Here is a 23,392-nt window from a genome sequence, read left to right as displayed (position 1 = left end):
AGGCGGGAATGGAATGGCAGGACGATCGACGCGATGTGGCGCCGATGCTTATTTCAGGTACGAGCGGATCAACGCGCTCATGTCGCGCACGCGTTCGGCGCGTTGTTCGTCGGAGGCTGCGGGTTGCCCGAACTCCTCGCGCAGATGGGCCTCCATCACTTCGGACATCAGGCCGTTGACCGCGCCACGGATGGCCGCGATCTGCTGCAGCACCGGCCCGCAGTCGGCACCGGCTTCCAGCGCGCGGTCCAGCGCATCGCACTGGCCGCGGATGCGGCGCACGCGGGCCAGGACCTTCTTCTTCTCCTCGGGGGAGTGCGGCATGACGGGGCCACCTCGGAACTATACTGGGGGATAGTATACATGCGCGGACGGATGAAGCCACATCATGCATGCCGGGGCATGCGCTACGGACAGATCAGCCTGCAAATATGAATGAATAGTAAATAGATTCAATTGTTACTTTTTCATGGCCTAGGGTGTCGCATTCGCCCTTGCGTTTATCCCTGAGTCACATTGGCGTGACCAGGGAGAGATCATGTACCGACCGTTGTTCGCCCGCAGTCGCTTGTCTGTCGCGTTGGGTTCGGCATTGGTGCTGGTGGCCGCCGCACCGGCCATGGCGCAGCAGGCCGCCACGCAGGAACAGGAGGCCGAGCCCGCCAGCAGCAAGACCCCCGTGCAGCTGGACCGGATGACCGTCACCGGCTCACGCATCTACCGCGCCGGCTTCGACACGCTGGAACCCGCTGCGGTGGTCAGCCGTGAATCGATCGAGAACTATGGCGACACCAACCTCATCGACGCGGTGACCCGGATTCCCGGGGTCAGTGCCGGCGTCAGTTCGCGCGGCGACCAGGCCGGTTTCGGTGCGGGCGTCAACTTCGCCAGCAAGTTCGGCCTGGGCAGCAATCGCCTGCTGACCCTGGTCAATGGACGCCGCTTCGTGACCTCTACCCCGCCCACCATCTTCGGTGCCGGCGGCGGCTCGGGTATCCAGGTGGACATGAACGCCATTCCCAGCGTCATGGTGCAACGCATTGAAAGTCTGAGCGTTGGCGGTGCCCCCACCTATGGCTCGGATGCGATCTCCGGCGTCAACAACATCATCCTGCGCGACAAGTTCGATGGCGCCGAAGTCGAACTGGGCTATGGCAGAACCAGCAAGAACGACAACGAGCGCTACTCCTGGTCGGCCATCTTCGGTACCGGATTCGCCGATGGGCGGGGCCACATCGTGGTGGCGGCGGAACTGGACAATGCCGACGGCGTGAACGCGCTGCAACGTGATTTCTACCGCCAGGGCTACAGCCTGCAGGCCAACCCCACTGCAGCCAACGCTGGCAACTTCCAGCCCCTGCGCCGGCCAACCAATGATGGCCGCATCGACGGCAGCATTCCCTTCAATACCGGACCGGCCGACGGCATCCCCGACCAGGTCTGGATCCGCAACCGGCGCATCGCCAGCATGACCTTCGGTGGCCTGGTGATGCCGGCGACCGGCAGCTACACGCGCAACGGCCTGGGCGACATCCTTGGCTTCGGTCCGAACAAAGACAAACTGTGGCAGTTCAACAACGAGGGCAAGCTGGTCGAGTTCAATCCCGGTACCAGCTATGCGGGCGGCAACGCCTCCGGCGGTGACGGCCTGAACCTGTTCGAGACGGTGCCGCTGATCGCCGACCTTGAACGACGCTCGGTGTTCTCCACCGGCAGCTTCGACTTCACCGACAACGTGCGCGGCTTCTTCGAGCTATCGCGATACGAAGCGACCGCCCGCGAAACCCTGGACCAGAACGTCTACAACGCCGTGTCCTTCGGCAATGCACGCCTGGATGGCGGCGGTACCGCCAGCGGTGCGCTGACCTTCAGCGCCAGCAATCCGTTCCTGAGTGCGGAAACCCGCAGGATCCTCGCCGACAACGGCATCACCTCGTTCCGCCTGTCGCGCTCTTCGCGCGACCTGTCGATGAACAACGCCAGCACCGAAACCCGCCTGACCCGCGCGGTGCTTGGGCTGAACGGCTTCTTCGAGGTTGGAAAGCGCAGCTTCAACTGGGAAGCCAGCGTCACCCATGGCCGCGGTGACTTCGACTACCTCGGCACCGGCCTGATCCAGCAGAACTTCATCAATGCGATCAACGTCACCACCGACGCCAGCGGGCGCATCATCTGTGATGCCACCCGCCCGGGCACCACGGCCGATGCGAACTGCCGCCCGCTGAATCTGTTCGGCGAGAACCAGGCGTCGCGCGAAGCCCTGGACTACGTCTCCACCCGGACCGTGGCCAAGGCGCAGACCCGCCAGACCGTCATCAACGCGTCGGTATCCGGCGGCCTGTTCGATCTTCCCGGCGGCGAGCTGTCCGCCGCGGCCGGCTTCGAACACCGCCGCGAAGAAGGCTCCTTCACCCCCAGCGAGTACCAGCGCCTGGGCCAGGGTCGTTCGGTGCCGACCCAGGCGGCGGAAGGCAAATACCACACCAATGAAGTGTTCGCCGAAGTGCTGGCACCGCTGTTCAATCCCGACTGGGACATCCCGGGCCTGCATCGCCTGGACCTGACCGCCAAGTTCCGCCGCGTCGACAATTCCGTCGCCGGCGCGTTCAATGCGTTCACCTACGGCATCCAGTACGAACCGATCGCCGGCCTGCAGCTGCGCGGCAACAAGACCCAGTCACTGCGTGCGCCCTCCATCGCCGAGCTCTACACCACCCAGCAGCCGGCCTACTACAACATCCCGGAAGTGTGCTCGCTGGACAACATCAGCGGCGGCTCCAATCCGGCGGTGCGTCGCCGCAACTGCCAAGCGTTCTTCGCCGCCTACCCGGGCGCCGATCCGAACACCTTCCGCCAGCAGCCGACCAATACGCTGGGCTCGACCAACGGCAGCACCCGCCTGCAGAACGAGACGGCGAAGTCGTGGACGGCCGGCATCGTGTTCGCGCCGGAGTGGATCCCGGGCCTGCGCGTCGCCGCCGACTGGTATGACATCAAGATCAACAACGTGATCACGTCGCTGAGCGCCAACGACATCATCACCGGTTGCTTCGACACTGCCGACTTCAACGCCGCCAACGTGCCCAACGCCAACCGCTTCTGCGGCCTGGTGACGCGTGATCCGAACACCGGCGTGGCTACCAGCATCAAAACCGAGTATGGCAACGGCCCGGTGCTGATGTTCCGCGGCTGGACCGCCGAAGTCGGCTACCGTTGGGACCTGTCGCGCTTGGGCGTGCTGGACCTGGACTTCTACGGCTACATGCCGAAGAACCGTGGCCAGGCCGCGAACCGGGACGTGCCGTTCGTCGAACAGGCGGGCAGCTTCAACGAGCCCAAGCGCCAGTTCCGCTGGACCGCCCAGCATCGCATCGGCAACTGGAACTACGGTGTGGCCTCCAACTACACCAGCCGCGCCCAGTACACGATGACCGACACCCCGGAAAGCCGTCAGTACTTCTACCGCGACAGCTGGACCACCTGGGACGCCAACGTCACCTACCGCATCACCGATGCCGCACGCGTGACGCTGTCGGTGATCAACGTGGGCGACGACATCGGTCCGTTCCCTTATGTATTGGATGCACTGGGCCGTCGCTACATGGCCAGCCTGCGCTACAACTTCAAGTAGGCCAGCCACAGCGGTTTCACAGGCGGGGCCCGCTATACGGGCCCCGCTCAATCAAACAGACCTTGTTCCGCCAACCGGGTCAGCTCGTCCACCACATAGCGTACCTTGGGCCGCAGGTGGCGCGTCGGTGGCCACAGCGCATGGATGTCGATGTGCCGCTGCATGTGCGCGTCAAGCACCAGTTGCAACGCGCCGGAATCCAGATGGCGGCGCACCAGTGAAATGGGCATCTGGCAGATGCCGAGGCCAGCGATGGCCGCTTCGATCACCGCATCGCCATCATTGAGTTGATAGGGCGCGCCGGGAATGAATGTTCCCTCGTCCTGCTCGCTGCCGATCCGCCACCAGACCGGCTGGCCATGACGGAAGCCGACGATGCTGCGGTGCTGCGCCAGTTCCTCCACCGTGCGCGGCACGCCGTATGCCTGCAGGTATTCCGGCGATGCGCAGGTGACCAGCCGCTGGCGCCCCAGCCGCCGCGCCACCAGATGCTCGGCCTGGTGCAGCCCACCGAAACGGATCAGCAGGTCGATGCCTTCCTCGACCGGATCGACGAAGTGATCGGTGAAGGTCATCGTCAACTGCAGGTCCGGGTACTGCCGGCACAGTCGCAACAGCACCGGCAGCACCACCAGCCGCCCGAACGAGGACGGCATGTCGATGCGCAGCCGCCCGCTGGGCAGGCCGGCCGACCCCAGGCAGGCCTCGGCCGCGGAGATCTCTTCCAGCGCCGCCGCACAGGAGGCGTAGTACGCCTCGCCATCGGTGGTCAGCGCGATGCGCCGCGTGGTGCGGTGGAACAGGCGCACCCCCAGCCGTGTTTCCAGCCGGGCGATGGCCTTGCCCACCGCCGAACGCGAGATGCCCAGCGCGTCGGCGGCTTCGGTGAAGCTGCCCGAGCGGGCCGTGGTGACGAAGGTCACCAGGCCATTCAACGATTCCAGCGGCAGCATCCTCTACTCCACATTGGGGACAAATAGTCCCGCACACAGGGAGATCGAAGCGCTTTATGTGCCCGCATGTCAACTCCATCCTGTGTGCATCGCGCCGCTGGCGCCCCTCCCCCGCACTGAGATGACCGACATGACCGCCGCCCTGTTCCACCCCTTCGACCTGGCAGGCACCGCCCTGCGCAACCGCATCGCGATGGCCCCGATGACCCGCGCCCGCAACCCCGGCGCGGTCGCCAACGCACTCACCGCGCAGTACTACCGGCAGCGGGCCAGCGCCGGCCTGATCATCAGTGAAGGCACGCCGGTCTCGCCGCAGGGCCAGGGCTACATCGACGTGCCGGGTATCTGGTCGGCCGAACAGGTGGCGGGCTGGAAGCAGGTGACTGACGCCGTGCACGCCGAACAGGGCACGATCTTCGCCCAGCTCTGGCACGTCGGCCGCATGTCGCATTCCTCGCTGCAGCCCGATGGTGGGCAACCGGTCAGCGCCGGCACGCGCCCGGTGGCCAGCGCACCGAAGAACACCTCGTTCGTGTATCTGGCCGATGGTAGCCGCGGCCATGCCGATCCCACCCCGGCACGTGCACTGGAGACCGCCGAGATCCCCGGCATCATTGCCGACTTCGCACGGGGCGCCGACAACGCTATCAGCGCCGGCTTCGATGGCATCGAGCTGCATGCGGCCAACGGCTACCTGTTCGAGCAGTTCCTCAACCCGCTCATCAACCAGCGCGAAGACCACTACGGCGGCTCGCTGCCCAACCGTGCGCGCTTGATCCTGGACACCGTCGATGCGATGGCCCAGCGCATCGGCGCGCACCGCATCGGCGTACGCCTGGCGCCGAACAATCTCACCTTCGACATGCCGTTCTACCCCGACAACGAAGCCACCTATCTGTATCTGGCCGAGGAACTGGGCACGCGCGGGCTGGCCTATGTGCACCTCAACGACAACCTGCAGGCGGGCCAGTCGGTGCTGGGCGAGGCCTTCCTGCAGCAGTTCAAGCAGGCCTACGGTGGCACCGTGATCCTGGCCGGCGGCATGACCCGCGAACGCGCCCTGCAGCTGGTCGAGGCCGGCACCATCGACCTGGCCGCGTTCGGCCAGCCGTTCATCGCCAACCCGGATCTGGTCGAACGCCTGCAGCGCAACATCGCGTTGGCCACGCCCGACCGCAGCACCTATTACGGTGGCGGCGAAGCAGGCTACCTCGACTACCCGCGCGCACAATAGAGCCACGCCATGCGTGGATGCGGGCGTACACTGCCCGCCCGCATCCACCGGATCTGCCCATGGATACGCCCACCGCGTCATTCATCGTCAATCTCGATGTCCCCGATCTCGCCGCTGCCGAAGACTTCTACATCCGGGCCTTCGGCCTGCGCATCGGCCGCCGTCTCGGCCCGGGCGCGGTGGAGCTGCTCGGTGGGCCAGCGCCGCTCTACCTGCTGCACAACGACGCCGGCAGCGCCGCCACCGAAGACGGCGACGTGCGCGACTACGAGCGCCATTGGACGCCGCTGCACCTGGATTGGGTGGTGGATGACATCGACGCCGCGCTGGCGCGTGCGGTTGCAGCCGGGGCGACACTCGAGCAGTCCGTGCGCGAGCGTCGCTGGGGCCGCATCGCCGTGCTGGCCGACCCGTTCGGCCACGGCTTCTGCCTGATCCAGTTCAGTGCTGAAGGCTACGACGCGCTGGTCGAATGACCGGCGCGCGGTTCACCACGGCAACGGTACCGCCTCGCCATTCGCGCGTTCGCCGTAGTACAGCGACGGCAGCAGCCGCGAGAGGAAACTGAACTCCGTGTAGCAGTGCTTGAGCAGGCCCAGGCCGACCGCATCGCCGGCATCGCGGTGCGGATCAGCGCTGTCCAGGCCCAGCACGAAGCGGCTGCGCAGCACACAGCCGAACGGCGTATCGCGTGCCACGTGCAGCATCTGCCCGTCGCAGGGATCACCGTTTGCATCCAGGCGGACGTGGTCGCCGAAGCCGATGCGCGCGGCGATCACCGCCGATACATCGCCGGCATCCTGTGCCGCCTGCAGGCGCTCTGGCACCAACAACGTACGCGGATCATGGAACTTCAGGCGCGCCGCCACCGGCGGAATGTCGGCCAGCGATTCCACCGCATGGATGCTGGCACCGTGGTAGCTGCGCCCGCGCTGCCACGCCGCGTCCCAGCCGCGATGCTCGACATGATCAACCGGATGCCACCAGCGGATGTGCTGGGTGGTCTCGAAGAAGGTGAACCACCAGTCCAGCATGCGGCCCTTGCAGCCGTGCAGATCGGTACGCACCGCGACAAGCAGGGTGCCGTCTTCGCGGCGCTGGATGCCGGTCTCCAGGTGCATCGGCGCCGGGTCGAGCAGATCGTGGTGGTCCAGCCAGGCGCGTGCGTTCACAGCGGTATCCATCGGGGTCTCCTGCGGTGTTGGGAGACCCGACAATACGGAAACGTTATTCGTTTCTCAATTAGCCGGATGCGGTAAGATGGGGGCAATGAACAGCCCCCCCCTGCCCGAGCCCACAACACCGAGCCGCCGCCGCGGCCGCCCCGCTCGACCGGAAGCCGAGGTCCGCCACGCCGTGCTGCAGGCCACGCTGGAGCTGCTGCTGGCACAGGGTTACGAGGCGACCACGATCGAAGCGGTGGCGACCCATGCCGGGGTGGCGAAGAAGACCGTGTACCGCCACGCCAGCAACCGCGAGGAACTGGTCGGGTTGGCGGTGCGCGAATGGACCGACGGCTTCGCGCCGCAGCTGCAGCGCGATGCGCACGGTGCCGACGAGGTGCTGCCGTTGCTGCAGGACATCCTGCAGGCGGTGTGCACGCAGGCACTGTCGGCGCAGGCGGTGCAGGTGTTCCGGCTGCTGGCTACCGATTTCCCTGGCAAGGATGCGCTGCTGCAGGCCTATCTGGACAACGGCATCGAACGCGGCCGTGCGCTGCTGGCTGACTGGCTGGAACGGCAGCAGCAGCGTGGGCTGCTGCGTGAGGGGGATTCCGCACGCACGGCGCGACTGATCCTGGCAATGGCCGTGGCCGAGCCGCTGCGCGAACGCGTGATCGGCGTGGTGGCCGAGGATGCGCCGGTGGAGGTGCACCTGCGTGAGTGCCTGGCGTTGTTGGCGCCGGTGTTGCGGGTGCCGTAGGGTTGCCCCATCCGCGCATGGACGACAGTGGGTGGTGGGTGCCGTCCGTTGGTCGGCACCACATCATCCATCGCAACTCATTCGCGCAGCATATCCACGAACGCGCGCAGCGCACCGGGCATCTGCCGCTGCTTCGGGTAGTACAGCGCGAAGCCGGCGAACGGTTCGCTCCAGTCTTCCAGCACCGCCACCATCTGCCCCGAATCAATGTAGGGCCTTGCCGTGTCTTCCAGTACGTAGGCCAGGCCGATGCCATCAAGCACTGCACCCACGACGGTGCCCTGCTCACTCAACGTGAGCCGGCCCGGCACATCGATCTCCAGCGCTTGCCCGCTACGCTCGAACTGCCACTTGTAGAGATGCCCGCTGGCGAAGCGGAAGCGGATGCATTCGTGTGCCGCCAGGTCCCGCGGATGCTGTGGTGCCGGGTGTCGCCGCAGGTAGTCCGGCGAGCCGACAATCAGCCCGCGCAGCGGTGGCCCCATCGGCACCGCCACCATGTCCTCGGGCACGAACTCGTGCAGGCGCACGCCGGCGTCGTAGCCCTCGGCGACGATGTCGACCAGGCCATCGTTCTCGGTCAGCTCCACCCGCACGTCGGGGTGAGCGTGCAGGAAGCGCGCCAGTCGCGGCCCCAACTGGGTCGGTACCGCCGCGCGGGTGGCGTTGATGCGCAGCAGGCCGGCCGGGGCGGCACGGAACTGGTTCATCTCTTCCAGCGCGTCATGCACCTGGCCCAGCGCCGGCTGCAGGCGCTCCAGCAGGCGCTGCCCGGCCTCAGTCAGGGCCACGCTGCGGGTGGTGCGATGGAACAGGCCCACCCCCAACCGCTCTTCCAGCGCGCGGATCGCATAGCTCACCGCCGAGGTCGACAGCGCCAGCTCGGCACCGGCGCGGCGGAAGCTGCGGTGGCGGGCGACCGCGGCAAACGCGGCCAGGTGGGTGAGGTTGTCAGTGGCCATGATTGTGCAGTTCCACTTGATGAATCATGCCGATATCCGCGATTCCTGCCGCTGGGAACGGGGCGTATTGTAAAACGCCTTTCGATAAACCCTGCCAAGGATTCCCCATGTCCCTCGCCCGTGGTTACGCCGCCCATTCACATACCGACCCGCTGATTCCGTACGAGTTCGAACGCCGCGCGGTCGGCCCGGACGATGTGCGCATCGAGATCCTCTACAGCGGCATCTGCCACTCCGACCTGCACCAGGCCCGCGACGACTGGGGTGGCTCGATCTACCCGATGGTGCCGGGCCACGAGATCATCGGCCGCGTGACCGAGGTCGGCAGCAACGTCACCTGCTTCAAGGTCGGCGACCACGCCGGCGTGGGCTGCATGGTCGACTCGTGCCGCCACTGCGACGCCTGCGAGCACGACCTGGAGCAGTACTGCGCCGAAGGCGCGACCTGGACCTACAACGGCCGTGAACGCGAAAGCGGCGCACCGACCTACGGCGGCTATTCCGACCACGTGGTGGTCGAGCAGCGCTTCGTGGTGAAGGTATCCGACACCCTCGACCTGAAGGCGGCCGCCCCGCTGCTGTGCGCCGGCATCACCACCTGGTCGCCGCTGCGCCACTGGAAGGTCGGCCCGGGCCAGAAGGTTGGCGTGATCGGTCTGGGTGGCCTCGGCCACATGGGCGTGAAGTTCGCCAAGGCGCTCGGCGCGCACGTGGTGATGATCACCACCACCCCGGAAAAGGGTGCCGACGCCAAGCGCCTGGGCGCCGACGAAGTGCTGGTCTCGCGCGATGCCGCACAGATGAAGGCGCACGCCGGCAGCTTCGACTTCCTGCTCAACACCATCCCGGTTGGCCATGACACCAACCCGTACATGGGCCTGCTCAAGCGCGAGGCCACCATGTGCCTGGTGGGCGTGCTGACCGAACTGGACCCGCCGCTGACCGGCGGCAGTGTGATCTTCGGCCGCAAGCACCTGACCGGCTCGGCGATCGGCGGCATGGCCGAGACCCAGGAAATGATGGACTTCTGTGCCGAGCACGGCATCGTCAGCGATGTGGAGATGATCGACATCAAGAACGTCAACGAAGCCTGGGAACGCATGGCGAAGAACGATGTGCGCTACCGCTTCGTGATCGACATGGCGACGATGAAGAACGCGGCCTGATCCAAGGCAGGTGTGAAAAAGAAAAACCCCGGCAGTGCCGGGGTTTTTTCATCGCGTGCCGACCAAGGTCGGCACCCACCCAACATCATCAATACGCGAACTCGCGGAACACCGGATCGACGTCACCGTGCCAGCGGCCATGGAACAGCGCCAGCTTGCGCTCGGCCGGGGTCAGGCCGGATTCGACGATCTCCTGCAGCACGTCCAGGAACTTGCTCTCGTCCTGGCCGTCGGCATTGCGCGCCGCGCGGCGCTTGAGGCCTTCGACGGAAATCTTCACCGCTTCGCGGGCCAGGTCGCGCACGCTGCCACTGCGGAACGGCAGGTTCATTGCATGCTTCGGCACGCCGTCGCGCAGTGCATGGCGCTCGGCCAGGGTGAAGTCACGCACCAGGTCCCAGGCCGCATCCAGTGCGGTGTCGTCGTACAGCAGGCCGACCCAGAACGCCGGCAGCGCGCACAGGCGGCTCCACGGGCCACCGTCGGCGCCGCGCATTTCCAGGTACTTCTTCAGGCGCACTTCCGGGAACGCGGTGGTCATGTGATCCGACCAGTCGCGCAGGGTCGGCAGCGCACCCGGCAGCACCGGCAGCCTACCCTGCATGAAGTCGCGGAAGCTCTGTCCGCTGGCGTCGTGATAGATGCCATCGCGGTAGGAGAAGTACATCGGCACGTCGAGCAGGTAATCGACATAGCGCTCGTAACCGAAGCCATCCTCGAACACGAAGTCGAGCATGCCGGTACGGTCGGCGTCGGTGTCGGTCCAGATGTGCGAGCGGTAGCTCAGGTAGCCATTCGGCTTGCCTTCGGTGAACGGCGAATCGGCGAACAGCGCGGTGGCGATCGGCTGCAGCGCCAGCGACACGCGGAACTTCTTCACCATGTCCGCTTCGGTGGCGTAGTCCAGGTTCACCTGCACCGTGCAGGTGCGGGTCATCATGTCCAGGCCGAGCGAGCCGACCTTGGGCATATACGAGCGCATGATCTTGTAGCGGCCCTTCGGCATCCACGGCATCTCATCGCGCTTCCACTTCGGCTGGAAGCCCATGCCGAGGAAACCCAGCTGCAGTTCGCCGGCCACCTGCGCCACTTCATTGAGGTGGGTGCCGGTTTCCACGCAGGTCTGGTGGATGGTCTCCAGCGCCGCTCCGGACAGTTCCAACTGACCGGCCGGTTCCAGCGTCACCGAGGCACCATCGCGCAGCAGGGCGATCGTGTTGCCGTTTTCCTGCACCGGCTCCCAGCCGAAGCGGACCAGGCCGTTGAGCAGGGCTTCGATGCCGCGCTCGCCCTCGAACGTCGGTGGGCGCAGGTCATCCAGGCGGAACCCGAACTTCTCGTGCTCGGTGCCAATGCGCCACTGCGCGCGGGGCTTCTCGCCGGAGGCGATCACCTCCACCAGCTGCGAGCGGTCGGTAATGGGTGTATCGGCGACGTGGCTGGGGCTCGACAAGGGGAAGGCTCGCTGGACGGTGGCGGGGGATGTGGGGCTCGGAGCCTTCCATCGCAAGGGCGCACTATAGCGTGGCGACCCGTTGCGTCATGCGACGGAGACGGTTTTCAGCATCCTACCGACGCCCTCTTGACCCTCGTACACTCGGGGGCATGAGCCGCCATTCACGACACCCCGAACTGCACCGCTCCGAGCGCGTCGGCTGGCTGCGTGCCGCCGTGCTGGGGGCCAACGATGGCATCGTCTCGGTGGCCGGCCTGGTGGTCGGCGTAGCCGCCAGCGGCGCCTCCGCTGCGACCATCCTGGCCACCGGCGTGGCCGGCACCGTGGCCGGCGCGATGTCGATGGCGGCCGGCGAGTATGTCTCGGTGCAGACCCAGGCCGACACCGAAGACGCCGACCTGGCGATGGAAAAACGCGAACTGCACGAAGATCCGCACAGCGAGCTGGAAGAGCTGGCCGCGATCTACCGCCACCGTGGCCTGGAGCCGGCGCTGGCACGGCAGGTGGCCGAACAGCTCACCGCCCACGACGCACTGGGCGCCCACGCCCGCGACGAGCTGGGCATTACCGATACCCTGCGCGCCCGCCCGCTGCAGGCAGCGCTGGCCTCGGCCGGCGCCTTCACCTGCGGTGCGGCACTGCCGGTGCTGACCGCGCTGCTGGCGCCGGTCGACAAGGTCGCGATGATGACCACCGCCAGCACCCTGCTCGGCCTGTGCCTGACCGGCGCAATGGCAGCCCAGGCCGGCGGCGCACCGCCGGTACGCGGCGCGATCCGGGTGATGTTCTGGGGCGCGCTGGCGATGGCCGCAGCCGCCGGCGTCGGTCGCCTGCTCGGCGCACACGTGACATGACCGCCATGCTGCCCGCGGCCACCGCACTGCTGGCTGAGATGGCCAGTCTGGCCGGCTGCGAGCGCGCCGACGGCTATGCCTGCATCACCGCACGTCGCGAGCATGGCGCCAGCTCGGTGGAGATTCCGCAACCGCAGTTCGCGATCCTGCTGGAAGGCCGCAAGCAGGTGCGTACCGCTCATCAGTCTCTGGCGTTCGTTCCCAGCGACATCCTGCTGCTGACCCAGCGCTGCCGCATCGATGTGGTCAACACCCCCGACCCGCGCAGTGGCCGTTACCTCAGCGCCATCGTGCCGCTGTGTGCCGAAGTGCTGGCGGCCGCTCGCACGCTGTGGATCGAGGGGCTTCCCGCGCCTGGCCAGGCGATGGCGCGGTTGCCGTTGATCGAACATGGCGCGGTACTGCGCCAATGGCGGCAATCGCTGCAGGACGGGCGTTACAGCGAAGCACGATTGGCCCTGGCCTCGCTGGTACTGACCCTGTGCCGGCAGGGCCATGGCAACCTGCTGCTGCCGCAGGCGCCGAGCCTGGGTGAACAGATCCGCGACCGCATCGCCGCCGAACCGGCACGCGACTGGCAGTCGCGCGATGTGGAAGAACAGTTCGCGCTGAGCGGCGCGACCCTGCGCCGCCGGCTCGCTGCCGAGGACACCAGCCTGCGCCAGCTGCTCACCGAGGCACGGCTGGCGCATGGCATGCAGCTGCTCTACACCACGGACCTGCCGTTGAAGACCGTGGCCGCACGCGCGGGCTATCGGTCTGCGGCGAGTTTCAGCAAGCGCTTCGCCGAGCAGTACGGGCTGGCTCCCACAGACATTTGAGGGGGTTCGGCAGGGCTGCGCCCTGCACCCGCAGAGGCAACGGCAACAGCCGTAGCAACAGCAACAGCATGCATTCCGTGGGATGGCGGGGCACTGTAGGTTTGCGGGGACGCCGTAAACCCCCAGACCGGCCCAGCCGCTGGCGGCTGTGCGTTCGGGCGCTTGCGAAGCAGTGCTTCGCAAGCAAAGCGCCCTCACCCATGGGGGCTTGGTCGCCGCATCCATGCGGCTCACACCCCGCAAACCCACAGTGCCCCGCCTTCGACAGATTCCGGCGGCTGTAGGTAGGTGTCGACCTTGGTCGACACATCTGTCAGATATCGAATGAGTCATCCACGCATGGCGTGGATCTACTGTGTCGACCAAGGTCGACACCCACCAAGGCAATACGTCGTTCCGACAGATCGCGGCCAACTGTCGAAGGCGGGGTGGGTCCGGTTGCGGGAGTGTCCGCGGCATGGATGCCGCGGCCAAGCCCCCATGGAAGGGTTCACGGCGTCTCCCGCAACCGGACCCACCCCGCCATCCCACAGGAAACCAGCTTTTGCTTCGGCCGTTGCCGTTGCCGTTGCCTCTGCGGGTGCAGGGCGCAGCCCTGCAGCCCCCCCTTCCCTGAGCATTCCACGTAGTGGTTTGAGCGCCGCGCACACGCCAGCCACGGCACGCTAGGCCAACGGAACCACCCGTCATCCACCGAGAACCACCATGACCCTGCGCCACCTGCCCCTGCGCTCCGCCCTGCTGCTGGTCCTGTCGTCCCTGCCGCTGGCCGCGCTGGCCGAGGCTACTTCACCCGCCCCCACCCAGCAGGTGCCTGGCGTCTATCACCAGCGCGTCGGCGCACTGCAGGTCACCGCCCTGTTCGACGGCGTGGTCGCGCTGGGCCGGCAGGAAGTGGTGGACGTGCCGCCGACGCTGGTCAGCCGCCTGCTGGAAGGCCGCTACGTACCTGAGGACAAGAAAGGCCTGCAGACAGCGATCAACGCGTTCCTGATCCGCCAAGGCAACCACCTGACCCTGGTCGATACCGGCACCGCGCAGTGCTTTGGCCCCGGCCTGGGCCAGGTGCTGGGCAATCTGCGCGCCTCCGGCGTGGACCCGGCCGAGGTGGACGAGGTGCTGCTGACCCACGCCCATCCGGACCATCTGTGCGGGGTGCTCGACGCGCAGGGCAAGCCGGCCTATCCCAATGCCACGGTGTGGCTGTCCAAGGCCGATGCCGATTACTGGCTCAACCCGGCCAGCGAGGCCACCGCACCGAAGGGCGTGCGCTTCGCCTTCCCGTTGGCGCGCAACGCGGTGGCGCCGTACCAGGCCAGCGGCCACCTGCGCACCTTCAGCCCCGGCGATGCCCTGCCCGGTGGCGCGGTGGCGATGGACACCCATGGCCATACGCCCGGCCATGTCTCCTACCGGTTCGACAGCAAGGGCGAGTCACTGCTGGTATGGGGCGATGTGCTGCACTTCCATGCGGTGCAGTTCGCGCACCCGGAGGCGGCATTCGAGGCCGATTCGGACCGCAAGGCGGCCATCGCCAGCCGTCGCGGGCTGCTGCAGCAGGCCACCGTCAACGGTTGGTGGGTGGCCGGTGCGCACCTGCCGTTCCCCGGCCTGGGCCATGTGCGTGGCGAGGGCAAGGCCTATGCGTGGGTGCCGGCGGAGTATTCGCCGTTGAAATGAGCCGATGAGCCCTTGTAGAGCCGAGCCCATGCTCGGCAACCTGGGCCTGGCCGCGCTGCGCGCGGCAGCCGAGCGTAGGCTCGGCTCTACAGGAAAACCGGAAGCCTTACTCCAGCCCCAACCAGCCGCCGATCACGCCGCGGGCTTCGTCCACACCGGTACGGTCTTCGCCGGAGAACACCTGCACGCTCACGCTGTCGCCATAGGCCGATTGCAGCTCCTTGCGCACCTTCTGCAGGGACTGCATCTGCTGGCTGCGGCTGAGCTTGTCGGCCTTGGTCAGCAGCGCGTGCGCCGGCAGGCCACGCTGCACGGCATAGGACAGCATCTGCCGGTCGTAGTCCTTCAGCGGATGGCGGATATCCATCACCACCACCAGGCCCTTCAAGGCTTCGCGGGTACGGAAATACCTGTCGATGAAGGCCTGCCAGTGCGCCTGCAGGTCCAGCGGCACCTTGGCGTAGCCGTAACCGGGCAGGTCGACCAGATGCGCTTCAGGCGTGACCTGGAAGAACACCAGCTGCTGGGTGCGGCCGGGGGTCTTGGAGACACGGGCCAGGGCGTTCTGGCGGGTCAGCGCGTTGAGCGCACTGGACTTGCCGGCGTTGGAGCGGCCGGCGAAGGCCACTTCGGCCCCTTCGTCGGGGGGCAGCTGCCGCACGTTGTGGGCCGAAAGGTGGTAACGGGCGCGTTCGATGAGCAATGACATGTGCCTAGGATCGCATGTTGCGGCGCCGCGCGCCCGTGCCGGCGGCCGTTGCGGGCATTTTGCTGCACTGCTGCGTTGACCGTGCGCGGAAACGGCGTTGATAATCCGGGCGATGCCGGCGGCCACCGCCCGGCCCGGTCCATACGGAGCTTCAGCATGCGCCACGCTCGCGTTCTTGCCGTATCCGCCCTTGCCACTGCTGTAGTCGTTGCCGCTGCTGCGTTCGCGCAGACCACGTTGACCCCGCTGCCCGACAACGGGCCGATCCGCACCGCCTCGCTGGAAGTGGATTTCAGCAAGACCACCTGGGGCGACGCCAAGGCCGGCCAGACCAAGGCCTCGGCCTGCGCGGCCTGCCACGGCGCCGACGGCAATTCCACAGTGGAGATGTACCCGTCCATCGCCGGCCAGAGCGAACGCTACGTCGCCCAGCAGATGGCCCTGATCGCCAACGGCCAGCGCAGCTCCGGTGCGGCGGTGGCGATGGTGCCGTTCGTGCAGAACCTCACCCCGCAGGACATGCGCGACATCGGCGCGTTCTTCGCCACCCAGAAGGCCACCGCCGGCATCGCCGATGACACGGCGGTCACCGACGGCCCCTACAAGGGCATGAAGTTCTACGAGATCGGCCAGCAGCTGTACCGCGGCGGCGACGCCAAGCGCGGCCTGCCGGCCTGCATGGCCTGCCACGGCCCCAGCGGCGCCGGTAATCCCGGCCCGGCCTATCCGCACATTGGTGGCCAGCACGCCAGCTATGTCGCGCGCCGCCTGCAGGAATACCAGGCCGGCCAGACCAACGAAACCGACAAGGCGCACTTCCAGATCATGGCCACGGTCGCGCAGAAGCTGAGCGAGCAGGAGGTGCAGGCACTGTCGAGCTACCTGCAGGGTCTGCACAACAAGGCCGACGACGTGGCCGTTGCCACCACGCCGGCACAACCGGCTGCCGCCCCCTGACCACCATTGGTCGGCCGGGGCCGCCACCGCGGCCCTCGCCTGCGGTATGTTTCCTTCACGCCGGCGACCGCGCCGGCGTTGCTTTTTTCAACGGAGATGCGTGTCGATGAGGTTGATTTCCCGCCTGCTGTTGTCTGTGCTGGTGCTGCTGCCGCTGGTGGCCTGCGCCGCAACCCCTGCCAATGCCCCGCTGGTCGAGGGCAAAGACTACGAGCGCATCGCCCAGCCGGGCCCGTTCCAGCCGCTGGCCGGCAAGATCGAGGTGGTCGAAGTCTTCGGCTACACCTGCCCGCACTGCGCCCGTTTCGAGCCGCAGCTGGAAGCCTGGGCAGCCAAGCTGCCGGCCGACGTACGCTTCACCCCGGTTCCGGCGGCCTTCGGCGGCGCCTGGGACGCCTGGGCCCTGGCCTACTACGCCGCCGACGAAGTCGGCGTGGCCAAGCGCAGCCACGGCGCCGTGTTCAAGGCCCTGCACCATGATGGCTCGCTGCCGATGCAGAACGTTTCGGCCGATGAGCTCGCCACCTTCTACAAGGCCTACGGCGTGACCCCGGACCGTTACCTGCAGGCCCTGCGCGGCGATGCCGTACAGAAGAAGGTCGATGCCGCCCGCGCGTTCGCCCAGCGCACCAGGATCCCGGGGACCCCGGCGCTGATCATCAACGGCCAGTACCTGGTGCGTGGCGACAGCTTCGACGACCAGCTGCGCATCGCCTCGGCGCTGATCGCTCAGGTCCGCGCCGCCCGCGGCCGCTGAACCAACACCCACCACCGACACGGCGCTGTCGCCGCCGCGTGTCATCATTTCCCCTTGGCCGGCGCATGACGCCGGCCCCACCTTTCCAGATGCTGGAGACGTTTCCATGAAGATCCGTTACGCCCTCGCCCTCGCAGCGCTGCTGCCAATCCTGGCTGCCTGCAAGGCCGACGACGGCAGCACCAACACCACCGCGGCCCCGGCCGAACCGGCTGCAGCTCCGGCGACCACCGAACCGGCTGCGCCGGCCGCGGGTACCGAAGGCGCCGCACCGGCCGCTGCCGAAGGCGAGAAGGCCGCGGCTGAAGCCGCCCCGGCCGCTGCACCAGCCCCGAACACCGCCGCGCTGACCGGCCCGGCCCCGGTGGAAGGCGCCGACTACCAGGTGATCCCGAACGGCCAGCCGTTCCAGCCGGCCGCCGGCAAGATCGAAGTGACCGAGATCTTCGGCTACGTCTGCCCGGCCTGCGCCGCGTTCCAGCCGCTGGTCGGCCCGTGGAAGGCCGGCCTGCCGAGCGATGTGAACTTCGTCTACGTGCCGGCCATGTTCGGCGGCACCTGGGACAACTACGCCCGTGCCTTCTACGCCGCGCAGACCCTGGGTGTGCAGGAGAAGACCCACGAAGCCCTGTACGCTGCCATCCATTCGCAGAAGACCCTGAAGGGTGAGCGCGGCACCGATTCGGTTGACGACATCGCCAAGTTCTACGGTGCCTACGGCGTGGATCCGAAGCAGTTCGCCGCCACCATGGGCAGCTTCGCAGTGAATGCCAAGACCAACTCGGCCAAGCAGTTCGCCCAGCGCAGCCAGATCAGCGGCACCCCGTCGATCATCGTCAACGGCAAGTACCTGGTGAAGGGCAAGAGCTTCCCGGACATGCTGCGCATTGCCGACCACCTGATCGCCCGCGAACGCGGTGCGGCCCAGGCTCACTGATCCAAGAGAAGCGTTTCCCGGCCGTGAATTCCCCCCGTACACGGACCCTGCGCTTGCTGACGGCCAACATCCAGGCCGGCTCAAGTACCCGCCGCTACAGCGACTATGTGACCCGCAGCTGGTCACATGCGCTGCCGGCGGGTCGCAAGCGCAGCAGCCTGGACGCGATCGCCACCCTGGCGCGCGAACATGACATCGTCGGCCTGCAGGAGGCCGACCCGGGCAGCCTGCGCTCGGGCTTCACCAACCAGACCCACTACCTGGCCCAGCGTGCCGGCTTCAACTACTGGAGCCACCAGCCGAACCGGCGCATGGGTGGGGTCGCCTCCAGCGCAAACGGCCTGCTGAGCAAGCTGGAACCGGTGGAAGTGCAGGACCACGCCCTGCCCGGCCGTATCGGCGGGCGCGGCGTGCTGCTGGCCAAGTTCGGCGATGGCGCCGACGGCCTGGCGGTGGCGGTGGCCCATCTGTCGCTGGGTGCAGGCTCGCGGATGTCACAGCTGGGCTTCATCGCCGAGCTGTTGTCCGACCACCCGAACGCCGTGTTGATGGGTGACTTCAACTGCCTGGCCGAGCGCCCGGAAATGCAGGTGCTGTACCAGAAGACCCGGCTGCAGCCCCCGGGCTGCATCGTGCCGACCTTCCCCAGCTGGCGCCCCGACCGCGCCATCGACCACATCCTGGTCAGCAGTGGCCTGCAGACCCGCACCGTGGAAGCCGTACCGGCCGCGTTCTCCGATCACCTCGCCCTGGCGATGGCAATCGACGTCCCGGCTGACGCCCTGCGCTGAACGCTCCTGGCAGGTGCCAACCTTGGTTGGCACGCCGCTCTGGTGGGTGCGGACCGTTGGTCCGCACGCTCTCTGCCGCTACCCGGCCTGCACCACCGGCACCTTCAACCGCCGCGCGGTCATCGTGCTGCCCACCGAGGCCAGCACCGTGCAGCCGATCGCCAGCCACTGCAATCCATGCAGGTGCTCGTGCAGCAGCAGCATCGCCCACAACGCGGCCACCGCCGGTTCCATGCTGATCAGGATGCCGAACGTTTCCTTCGGCAGGCGCTTGAGCGCCATCATCTCAAGCGACATCGGAATCGCGCTGGAGACCAGCGCCACCAGCAGGCCGGCCGCCAGGATCTTCGGCTCGAGCAGCGCGGCGCCGGCATGCACCACGCCCACCGGCACCACCACCAGCGACGCGGCCAGCAGCCCCAGCGAGACCGAGTGCCCAGCGTGCAGATGACCGGCACGCTTGCCGAACACAATGTACAGGCCCCAGCACGCCGCTGCGCCCATCGCATACAGCACGCCAGCCGGATCCAGCGCCGGGCCACCGCCCAGCGGCAGCAGCAGCAACAAACCCACCACCGCGCAGCCCACCCAGACGAAGTCGATGGGGCGTCGTGACGACAGCATCGCCACCGTCAGCGGCCCGGTGAACTCGATGGCCACCGCGATGCCGAAGGGAATCGTGCGCAGGGCCATGTAGAACAGCAGGTTCATCAGGCCCAGGGTGAGCCCGTAGCGCAGGATGGTGATCGCGTCCACGCGGCTGGTCTTCCAGCGCCATGGCCGCCAGAACATCAGCAGCAACAGGGCCGAGAAGCCCACACGCAGCGCGCTGGTGCCCTGGGCGCCGATCAGCGGGAACAGGTGTTTTGCGTAGGAGGTGCCGATGGCCAGCGAGGTGACCGAGCCGAGCACCGCCAGCGCCGGCAACATCGGCGCGAGTCGTGAGGTCTGCATGCGCAAAGTCTATTGCGCCGGCGCCGAGCACTTGGCTCAATTGACAGCCTGTTCGTGCAACTTCTGCTCGCCATGGCCACCGCCCCCGTGCTCGACAGCTTCGACCGCGCCATCCTCGACCTCCTGCAGCGGAATAACACCCTGCCGCAGCGCGAAATCGCCGAGGCCGTGCACCTGTCCACCCCGGCCGTGCAACGCCGCATCAAGCGCCTGCAGGACAGTGGCGTGATCGCCGCCAACGTGGCGGTGGTCGCCGCAGCCAAGGTCGGGCGACCGCTGACCATCATCGTCGAGGTGCGCGTGGTCAGCGAGCAGCGCGAACGCGTGGCGCCGTTCAAGCGCCGCGTGCAGGACGACCCGGCCGTGCAGCAGTGCTACTCGATCACCGGCGATGGCGATTTCCTGCTGCTGCTTTCGGCGGCGTCGATGGAGGAGTACGAAGCGATCACCGAGCGCCTGTTCGGTGGCGATGACAACATCGAGCGCTTCCGCACCTCGGTAGCACTGGGCACGCTGAAGCGGAGTTTCGAGGTTCCGCTGCTGCCGGTCCTGTAGCGTCGAGCCATGCTCGACTGCCTTTTGACCGCAAAACTGCAGCAGTCGAGCATGGCTCGACTCTACACTCCGAAACCATGAGCACATCGCCCTCCCACGCCCACCGCCTGCGCCGCTGGTTGCTGCGCGGCCTGTGGCTGGCCATTGCCGTCGTTGCGATGATGGCGTTGTGGAACAGTCCCTGGGCCGCCGCACCGAAGATGCTGTGGACACTCGCGCGGATGCCGCCGGCCACGCAACTGCCGGTGCCAGTGGACGGCGTGCGGCCACGCCAGATTGCCGATACCTTCGGTGCGCCGCGAGGCCGTGACCGCTCGCACGCCGGCATCGACATCTTCGCCAGCCGTGGAACGCCAGTGCGCAGCGCCACGGCCGGTGTCATCGCGGATGTCAGCGAACGTGGGCTCGGCGGGCGCCAGGTGTGGGTGATCGGGCCCGGACGCGAGCGCTACTACTACGCGCACCTGGAAAGCTGGGCCGAGGACCTGGCGCGTGGCCAGGTGGTCCAGCCCGGCGACCTGCTCGGCCATGTGGGCGACAGCGGCAACGCCAAGGGCACGCCCCCGCACCTGCACTGGGGCATCTACGGCGCAGACGGCGCCCGCGACCCGCTGCCACTGCTGCGCTGACCTCCATTGCGCACCCGCGCATCGATCTGTTCATGATTTGTAAATAGGAATAGTTCGTATTACCATTTCTTTCGTTTCCGGTAGTGCCAGGACGGCCTGCCCGTCCTCTCCCTACCCGTAGCGCCTCGCCTCCTGGATGCCGGCCGATCGCGCGTGCTCGCCCAGGACCCCCATGAACCGTTCCGCCTTCCGTACCCCGCCGCCGCAGCGGCTGTCCGTTGCCGTGTTTGCCGTTCTCTGCGCCGTGGCCCCGGCCGCCTTCGCCGACACCGCCGCCGACCCGACCACGCTGGACAAGGTCGTCGTCAAGGGCGAACGCGCCGAAGGCTACTCGGTGCGCCGCACCTCGGCCGGCACCCGCTTCGACCTGGCGCCGCGCGAGATCCCGCAGTCGGTCAGCATCATCAGCCACCAGCGCATCGAAGATCAGAAGCTGGACGACATCATCGACGTACTGGCCAACACCACCGGCGTCACCAGCACCCAGTCCGACAGCGAGCGCACCGAGTTCTACGCGCGCGGCTTCTACATCGATGCCTACCAGTTCGATGGCCTGCCGACGCAGATGGTGCAGAACTGGAGCTACGGCGATTCCGGCCTGGACCTGGCGCTGTATGACCGCGTGGAAGTGGTGCGCGGTGCCACCGGCCTGCTCAGCGGCGCCGGCAATCCGTCGGCGTCGGTGAACCTGATCCGCAAGCATGCCGACAGCGCCGAACTGACCGGCAGCGTCTCGGTGAACGTCGGCAGCTGGGGCCGCACCCGCACCACCGTGGACGTGGGCAGCGCGCTCAACGCCAGTGGCACGGTGCGCGGCCGCGTAATCGGCAGCTACCTGGACACCGACGGCCAGATGGACCGCTACAACCAGCGCAAGACGCTGGGCTACGCCGTCATCGACGCCGACCTGACTCCGGACACGCAGCTGAGCGTGGGCTACGACTACCAGCAGAAGCGCGCCAATGGCGCGACCTGGGGCGGCTTCCCGATGTGGTACGCCGATGGCAGCCCGACGAACTATCCGACCTCGTTCAATCCGTCGCCGGACTGGACCTACTGGGACACCACCAGCAAGCGTGCGTTCGCCACCCTGCAGCACGCCTTCAGCAATGGCTGGAAGTTCAAGATCGGCGCCACCCACGACCGCACCAAGGCCGACGACAAGCTGTTCTATCCGGCCTATACCGCATTCAACAAGACCACGGGCGCCGGCATCACGCCGATGGCCGGCTTCTACAACACCGAGCGCAAGGTCGACGGCATTGATGGCTACATCGACGGTCCGTTCCAGCTGTTCGGCCGCGAACACCAGTTCATGGCCGGCCTGAGCTACAACAAGCGCGAATTCGCCAACTACGGTGACTTCCAGATGGGCGGTCCCGGCACCGGCTGGAATCCCTTCAGCTCCTATCTCGACTGGACCGGCAACATCGCCCAGCCGAACTGGAACCCGCTGGCGCTGGCCAGCCAGGGCACCATCACCCAGAAGGCCGGCTATGCCGCCGCGCGCCTGTCGCTGGCTGATCCGCTGAAGCTGATCCTCGGTGCGCGCTACACCCACTGGAAGAGCGAAGGCGAGAACGACGACCGCGAACACAAGGTGACCACCCCGTACGCCGGCCTGGTGTATGACATCAACGACACCTACTCCGCGTACGCCAGCTACACCGAAATCTTCCAGCCGCAGACCGCGCGCGACCGCAACGACCGTTATCTCGATCCGGTAGACGGCAAGAGCTACGAGGTGGGCGTCAAGGGCGCCTGGTTCGACAACCGTCTGAACGCCTCGCTGGCGGTGTTCCGCATCGAGCAGGACAACGTCGCCCAGGTCACCAGCGAACCGATCATCGGCCGCCCGGGCGAGTTCGCCTCGATCGCTGCGCGCGGCACCGTGAGCCGTGGATTCGAGTTCGAAGTGAACGGCGAACTGGCCCCGGGCTGGAATGCGACCTTCGGTGCTTCGCGCTATGTGGCCAAGGACATCAACGGTGCCGACATCAACACCAACCTGCCGCAGACCGCGCTGAAGCTGTTCACCAGCTACACCCCGCAATCGCTGCAGGAATTGACCGTCGGCGGCGGTGCCAACTGGCAGAACCGCATCTACTACGCCGCACCGGTGGTGGGCCGCTTCGAACAGGAAGGGTATGCGCTGGTCAGTGCCTTCGTGCGCTACCGCATCTCGCCGGAGTTCAGCGTGCAGGCCAACCTCAACAACCTGCTGGACAAGAAGTACTACTCGCAGATCACCGGCTACGGTGCGTACGGCGATGGCCGGAATGGCTCGCTGACGTTCACCTGGGCGTTCTGATCAGGCGCGGGGCACGATCGCCCCGCACCTGTAGAGCCGAGCCCACGCTCGGCTGATTCTCTGAGCCGAGCGTGGGCTCGGCTCTACACCAGCAAGGCAGCGCCGGAACTGA

The 23,392-nt window shown here is 67.1% G+C and carries 22 protein-coding genes; 15 read left to right on the top strand and 7 right to left on the bottom strand.

All coding sequences use genetic code 11. The features are described 5' to 3' along the window. Window positions 1-48: 48 nt before the first annotated feature. Window positions 49-324, bottom strand: a complete 276-nt coding sequence (frmR, locus tag RI032_RS12175) for a formaldehyde-responsive transcriptional repressor FrmR (RefSeq protein WP_005411009.1) — start codon at window positions 322-324, stop codon at window positions 49-51. 214 nt (window positions 325-538) lie between these two features. Here frmR and RI032_RS12170 point away from each other — a divergent pair, with 214 nt between their 5' ends. After that, complete coding sequence (locus RI032_RS12170) at window positions 539-3,631, top strand: TonB-dependent receptor domain-containing protein (protein ID WP_134958687.1); 3,093 nt, start codon at window positions 539-541, stop codon at window positions 3,629-3,631. A 47-nt stretch (window positions 3,632-3,678) separates the two neighbouring features. On the opposite strand, the gene RI032_RS12165 is transcribed toward RI032_RS12170, so the two are convergent. Then, on the bottom strand, window positions 3,679-4,584 hold the full coding sequence (locus RI032_RS12165; RefSeq protein WP_049411716.1) for a LysR family transcriptional regulator: 906 nt from the start codon (window positions 4,582-4,584) through the stop codon (window positions 3,679-3,681). Between the two features lie 130 nt (window positions 4,585-4,714). Here RI032_RS12165 and RI032_RS12160 point away from each other — a divergent pair, with 130 nt between their 5' ends. Next, window positions 4,715-5,818: an alkene reductase gene (locus RI032_RS12160; protein WP_322547058.1), complete on the top strand. Its 1,104-nt coding sequence runs from the start codon at window positions 4,715-4,717 to the stop codon at window positions 5,816-5,818. Between the two features lie 59 nt (window positions 5,819-5,877). Then, window positions 5,878-6,294, top strand: a complete 417-nt coding sequence (locus RI032_RS12155) for a VOC family protein (RefSeq protein WP_043400085.1) — start codon at window positions 5,878-5,880, stop codon at window positions 6,292-6,294. 12 nt (window positions 6,295-6,306) lie between these two features. Here the strand turns inward: RI032_RS12155 and RI032_RS12150 are convergent, their stop codons facing one another. Further along, window positions 6,307-7,002, bottom strand: a complete 696-nt coding sequence (locus tag RI032_RS12150) for a DAPG hydrolase family protein (protein WP_049411723.1) — start codon at window positions 7,000-7,002, stop codon at window positions 6,307-6,309. A 76-nt stretch (window positions 7,003-7,078) separates the two neighbouring features. On the opposite strand from RI032_RS12150, the gene RI032_RS12145 reads away from it, so the two are divergent. Continuing rightward, window positions 7,079-7,741, top strand: a complete 663-nt coding sequence (locus RI032_RS12145) for a TetR/AcrR family transcriptional regulator (RefSeq protein ID WP_322547057.1) — start codon at window positions 7,079-7,081, stop codon at window positions 7,739-7,741. 77 nt (window positions 7,742-7,818) lie between these two features. Here RI032_RS12145 and RI032_RS12140 read toward each other — a convergent pair whose 3' ends face one another. Continuing rightward, on the bottom strand, window positions 7,819-8,703 hold the full coding sequence (locus tag RI032_RS12140) for a LysR family transcriptional regulator (RefSeq protein WP_049411730.1): 885 nt from the start codon (window positions 8,701-8,703) through the stop codon (window positions 7,819-7,821). Between the two features lie 107 nt (window positions 8,704-8,810). On the opposite strand from RI032_RS12140, the gene RI032_RS12135 reads away from it, so the two are divergent. Then, window positions 8,811-9,869 (top strand): NAD(P)-dependent alcohol dehydrogenase, encoded by a 1,059-nt coding sequence (locus RI032_RS12135; RefSeq protein ID WP_322547056.1) that lies wholly within the window; start codon window positions 8,811-8,813, stop codon window positions 9,867-9,869. Window positions 9,870-9,957: 88 nt separating this feature from the next. Here the strand turns inward: RI032_RS12135 and RI032_RS12130 are convergent, their stop codons facing one another. After that, window positions 9,958-11,322, bottom strand: a complete 1,365-nt coding sequence (locus RI032_RS12130) for a glutamate--cysteine ligase (protein ID WP_322547055.1) — start codon at window positions 11,320-11,322, stop codon at window positions 9,958-9,960. Between the two features lie 152 nt (window positions 11,323-11,474). Here RI032_RS12130 and RI032_RS12125 point away from each other — a divergent pair, with 152 nt between their 5' ends. From RI032_RS12125 to RI032_RS12115, 3 genes are all read left to right on the top strand, one after another. Beyond that, on the top strand, window positions 11,475-12,179 hold the full coding sequence (locus RI032_RS12125) for a VIT1/CCC1 transporter family protein (protein ID WP_032129894.1): 705 nt from the start codon (window positions 11,475-11,477) through the stop codon (window positions 12,177-12,179). Then, window positions 12,176-13,000 carry a helix-turn-helix transcriptional regulator gene (locus RI032_RS12120; RefSeq protein WP_322547054.1) on the top strand — a complete coding sequence of 275 codons (825 nt, stop codon included), beginning with the start codon at window positions 12,176-12,178 and terminating at the stop codon, window positions 12,998-13,000. Before RI032_RS12125 ends, RI032_RS12120 begins: the two co-directional genes overlap by 4 nt. A gap of 705 nt (window positions 13,001-13,705) precedes the next feature. Continuing rightward, entirely contained in the window at window positions 13,706-14,680 is a 975-nt protein-coding gene (locus RI032_RS12115) for an MBL fold metallo-hydrolase (RefSeq protein ID WP_322547053.1), read from the top strand. 106 nt (window positions 14,681-14,786) lie between these two features. On the opposite strand, the gene yihA is transcribed toward RI032_RS12115, so the two are convergent. Next, a complete protein-coding gene (gene yihA / locus RI032_RS12110) occupies window positions 14,787-15,389 on the bottom strand; it encodes a ribosome biogenesis GTP-binding protein YihA/YsxC (RefSeq protein WP_014038472.1) in 603 nt (200 codons plus the stop codon). Window positions 15,390-15,545: 156 nt separating this feature from the next. Between yihA and RI032_RS12105 the strand changes: the two genes are divergently transcribed. The 4 genes from RI032_RS12105 to RI032_RS12090 all read left to right on the top strand — a co-directional run bounded on the left by RI032_RS12105 (window position 15,546) and on the right by RI032_RS12090 (window position 18,831). Continuing rightward, entirely contained in the window at window positions 15,546-16,346 is an 801-nt protein-coding gene (locus RI032_RS12105) for a c-type cytochrome (protein ID WP_010480905.1), read from the top strand. 106 nt (window positions 16,347-16,452) lie between these two features. Further along, window positions 16,453-17,103, top strand: a complete 651-nt coding sequence (locus RI032_RS12100; protein ID WP_322547052.1) for a thiol:disulfide interchange protein DsbA/DsbL — start codon at window positions 16,453-16,455, stop codon at window positions 17,101-17,103. A 106-nt stretch (window positions 17,104-17,209) separates the two neighbouring features. Next, window positions 17,210-18,040 carry a thiol:disulfide interchange protein DsbA/DsbL gene (locus tag RI032_RS12095; RefSeq protein ID WP_322547051.1) on the top strand — a complete coding sequence of 277 codons (831 nt, stop codon included), beginning with the start codon at window positions 17,210-17,212 and terminating at the stop codon, window positions 18,038-18,040. Between the two features lie 53 nt (window positions 18,041-18,093). Further along, on the top strand, window positions 18,094-18,831 hold the full coding sequence (locus RI032_RS12090; protein ID WP_008267450.1) for an endonuclease/exonuclease/phosphatase family protein: 738 nt from the start codon (window positions 18,094-18,096) through the stop codon (window positions 18,829-18,831). Window positions 18,832-18,909: 78 nt separating this feature from the next. Here RI032_RS12090 and RI032_RS12085 read toward each other — a convergent pair whose 3' ends face one another. Then, window positions 18,910-19,785 (bottom strand): EamA family transporter, encoded by an 876-nt coding sequence (locus tag RI032_RS12085; protein ID WP_029379718.1) that lies wholly within the window; start codon window positions 19,783-19,785, stop codon window positions 18,910-18,912. 72 nt (window positions 19,786-19,857) lie between these two features. Between RI032_RS12085 and RI032_RS12080 the strand changes: the two genes are divergently transcribed. The 3 genes from RI032_RS12080 to fhuE all read left to right on the top strand — a co-directional run bounded on the left by RI032_RS12080 (window position 19,858) and on the right by fhuE (window position 23,280). Beyond that, on the top strand, window positions 19,858-20,340 hold the full coding sequence (locus tag RI032_RS12080) for an Lrp/AsnC family transcriptional regulator (protein ID WP_134959079.1): 483 nt from the start codon (window positions 19,858-19,860) through the stop codon (window positions 20,338-20,340). 77 nt (window positions 20,341-20,417) lie between these two features. After that, window positions 20,418-20,969, top strand: a complete 552-nt coding sequence (locus RI032_RS12075; RefSeq protein WP_322547050.1) for a M23 family metallopeptidase — start codon at window positions 20,418-20,420, stop codon at window positions 20,967-20,969. Between the two features lie 172 nt (window positions 20,970-21,141). Then, window positions 21,142-23,280 carry a ferric-rhodotorulic acid/ferric-coprogen receptor FhuE gene (gene fhuE, locus RI032_RS12070; protein ID WP_134959080.1) on the top strand — a complete coding sequence of 713 codons (2,139 nt, stop codon included), beginning with the start codon at window positions 21,142-21,144 and terminating at the stop codon, window positions 23,278-23,280. Window positions 23,281-23,392 lie beyond the last annotated feature (112 nt).

The sequence above is a fragment of the Stenotrophomonas geniculata genome, from assembly GCF_034508895.1.
Lineage (GTDB): Bacteria > Pseudomonadota > Gammaproteobacteria > Xanthomonadales > Xanthomonadaceae > Stenotrophomonas > Stenotrophomonas geniculata.
The sequence above is the reverse complement of the archived record's forward strand: the minus strand, read 5'-3'. Positions and strand labels throughout refer to the sequence as shown.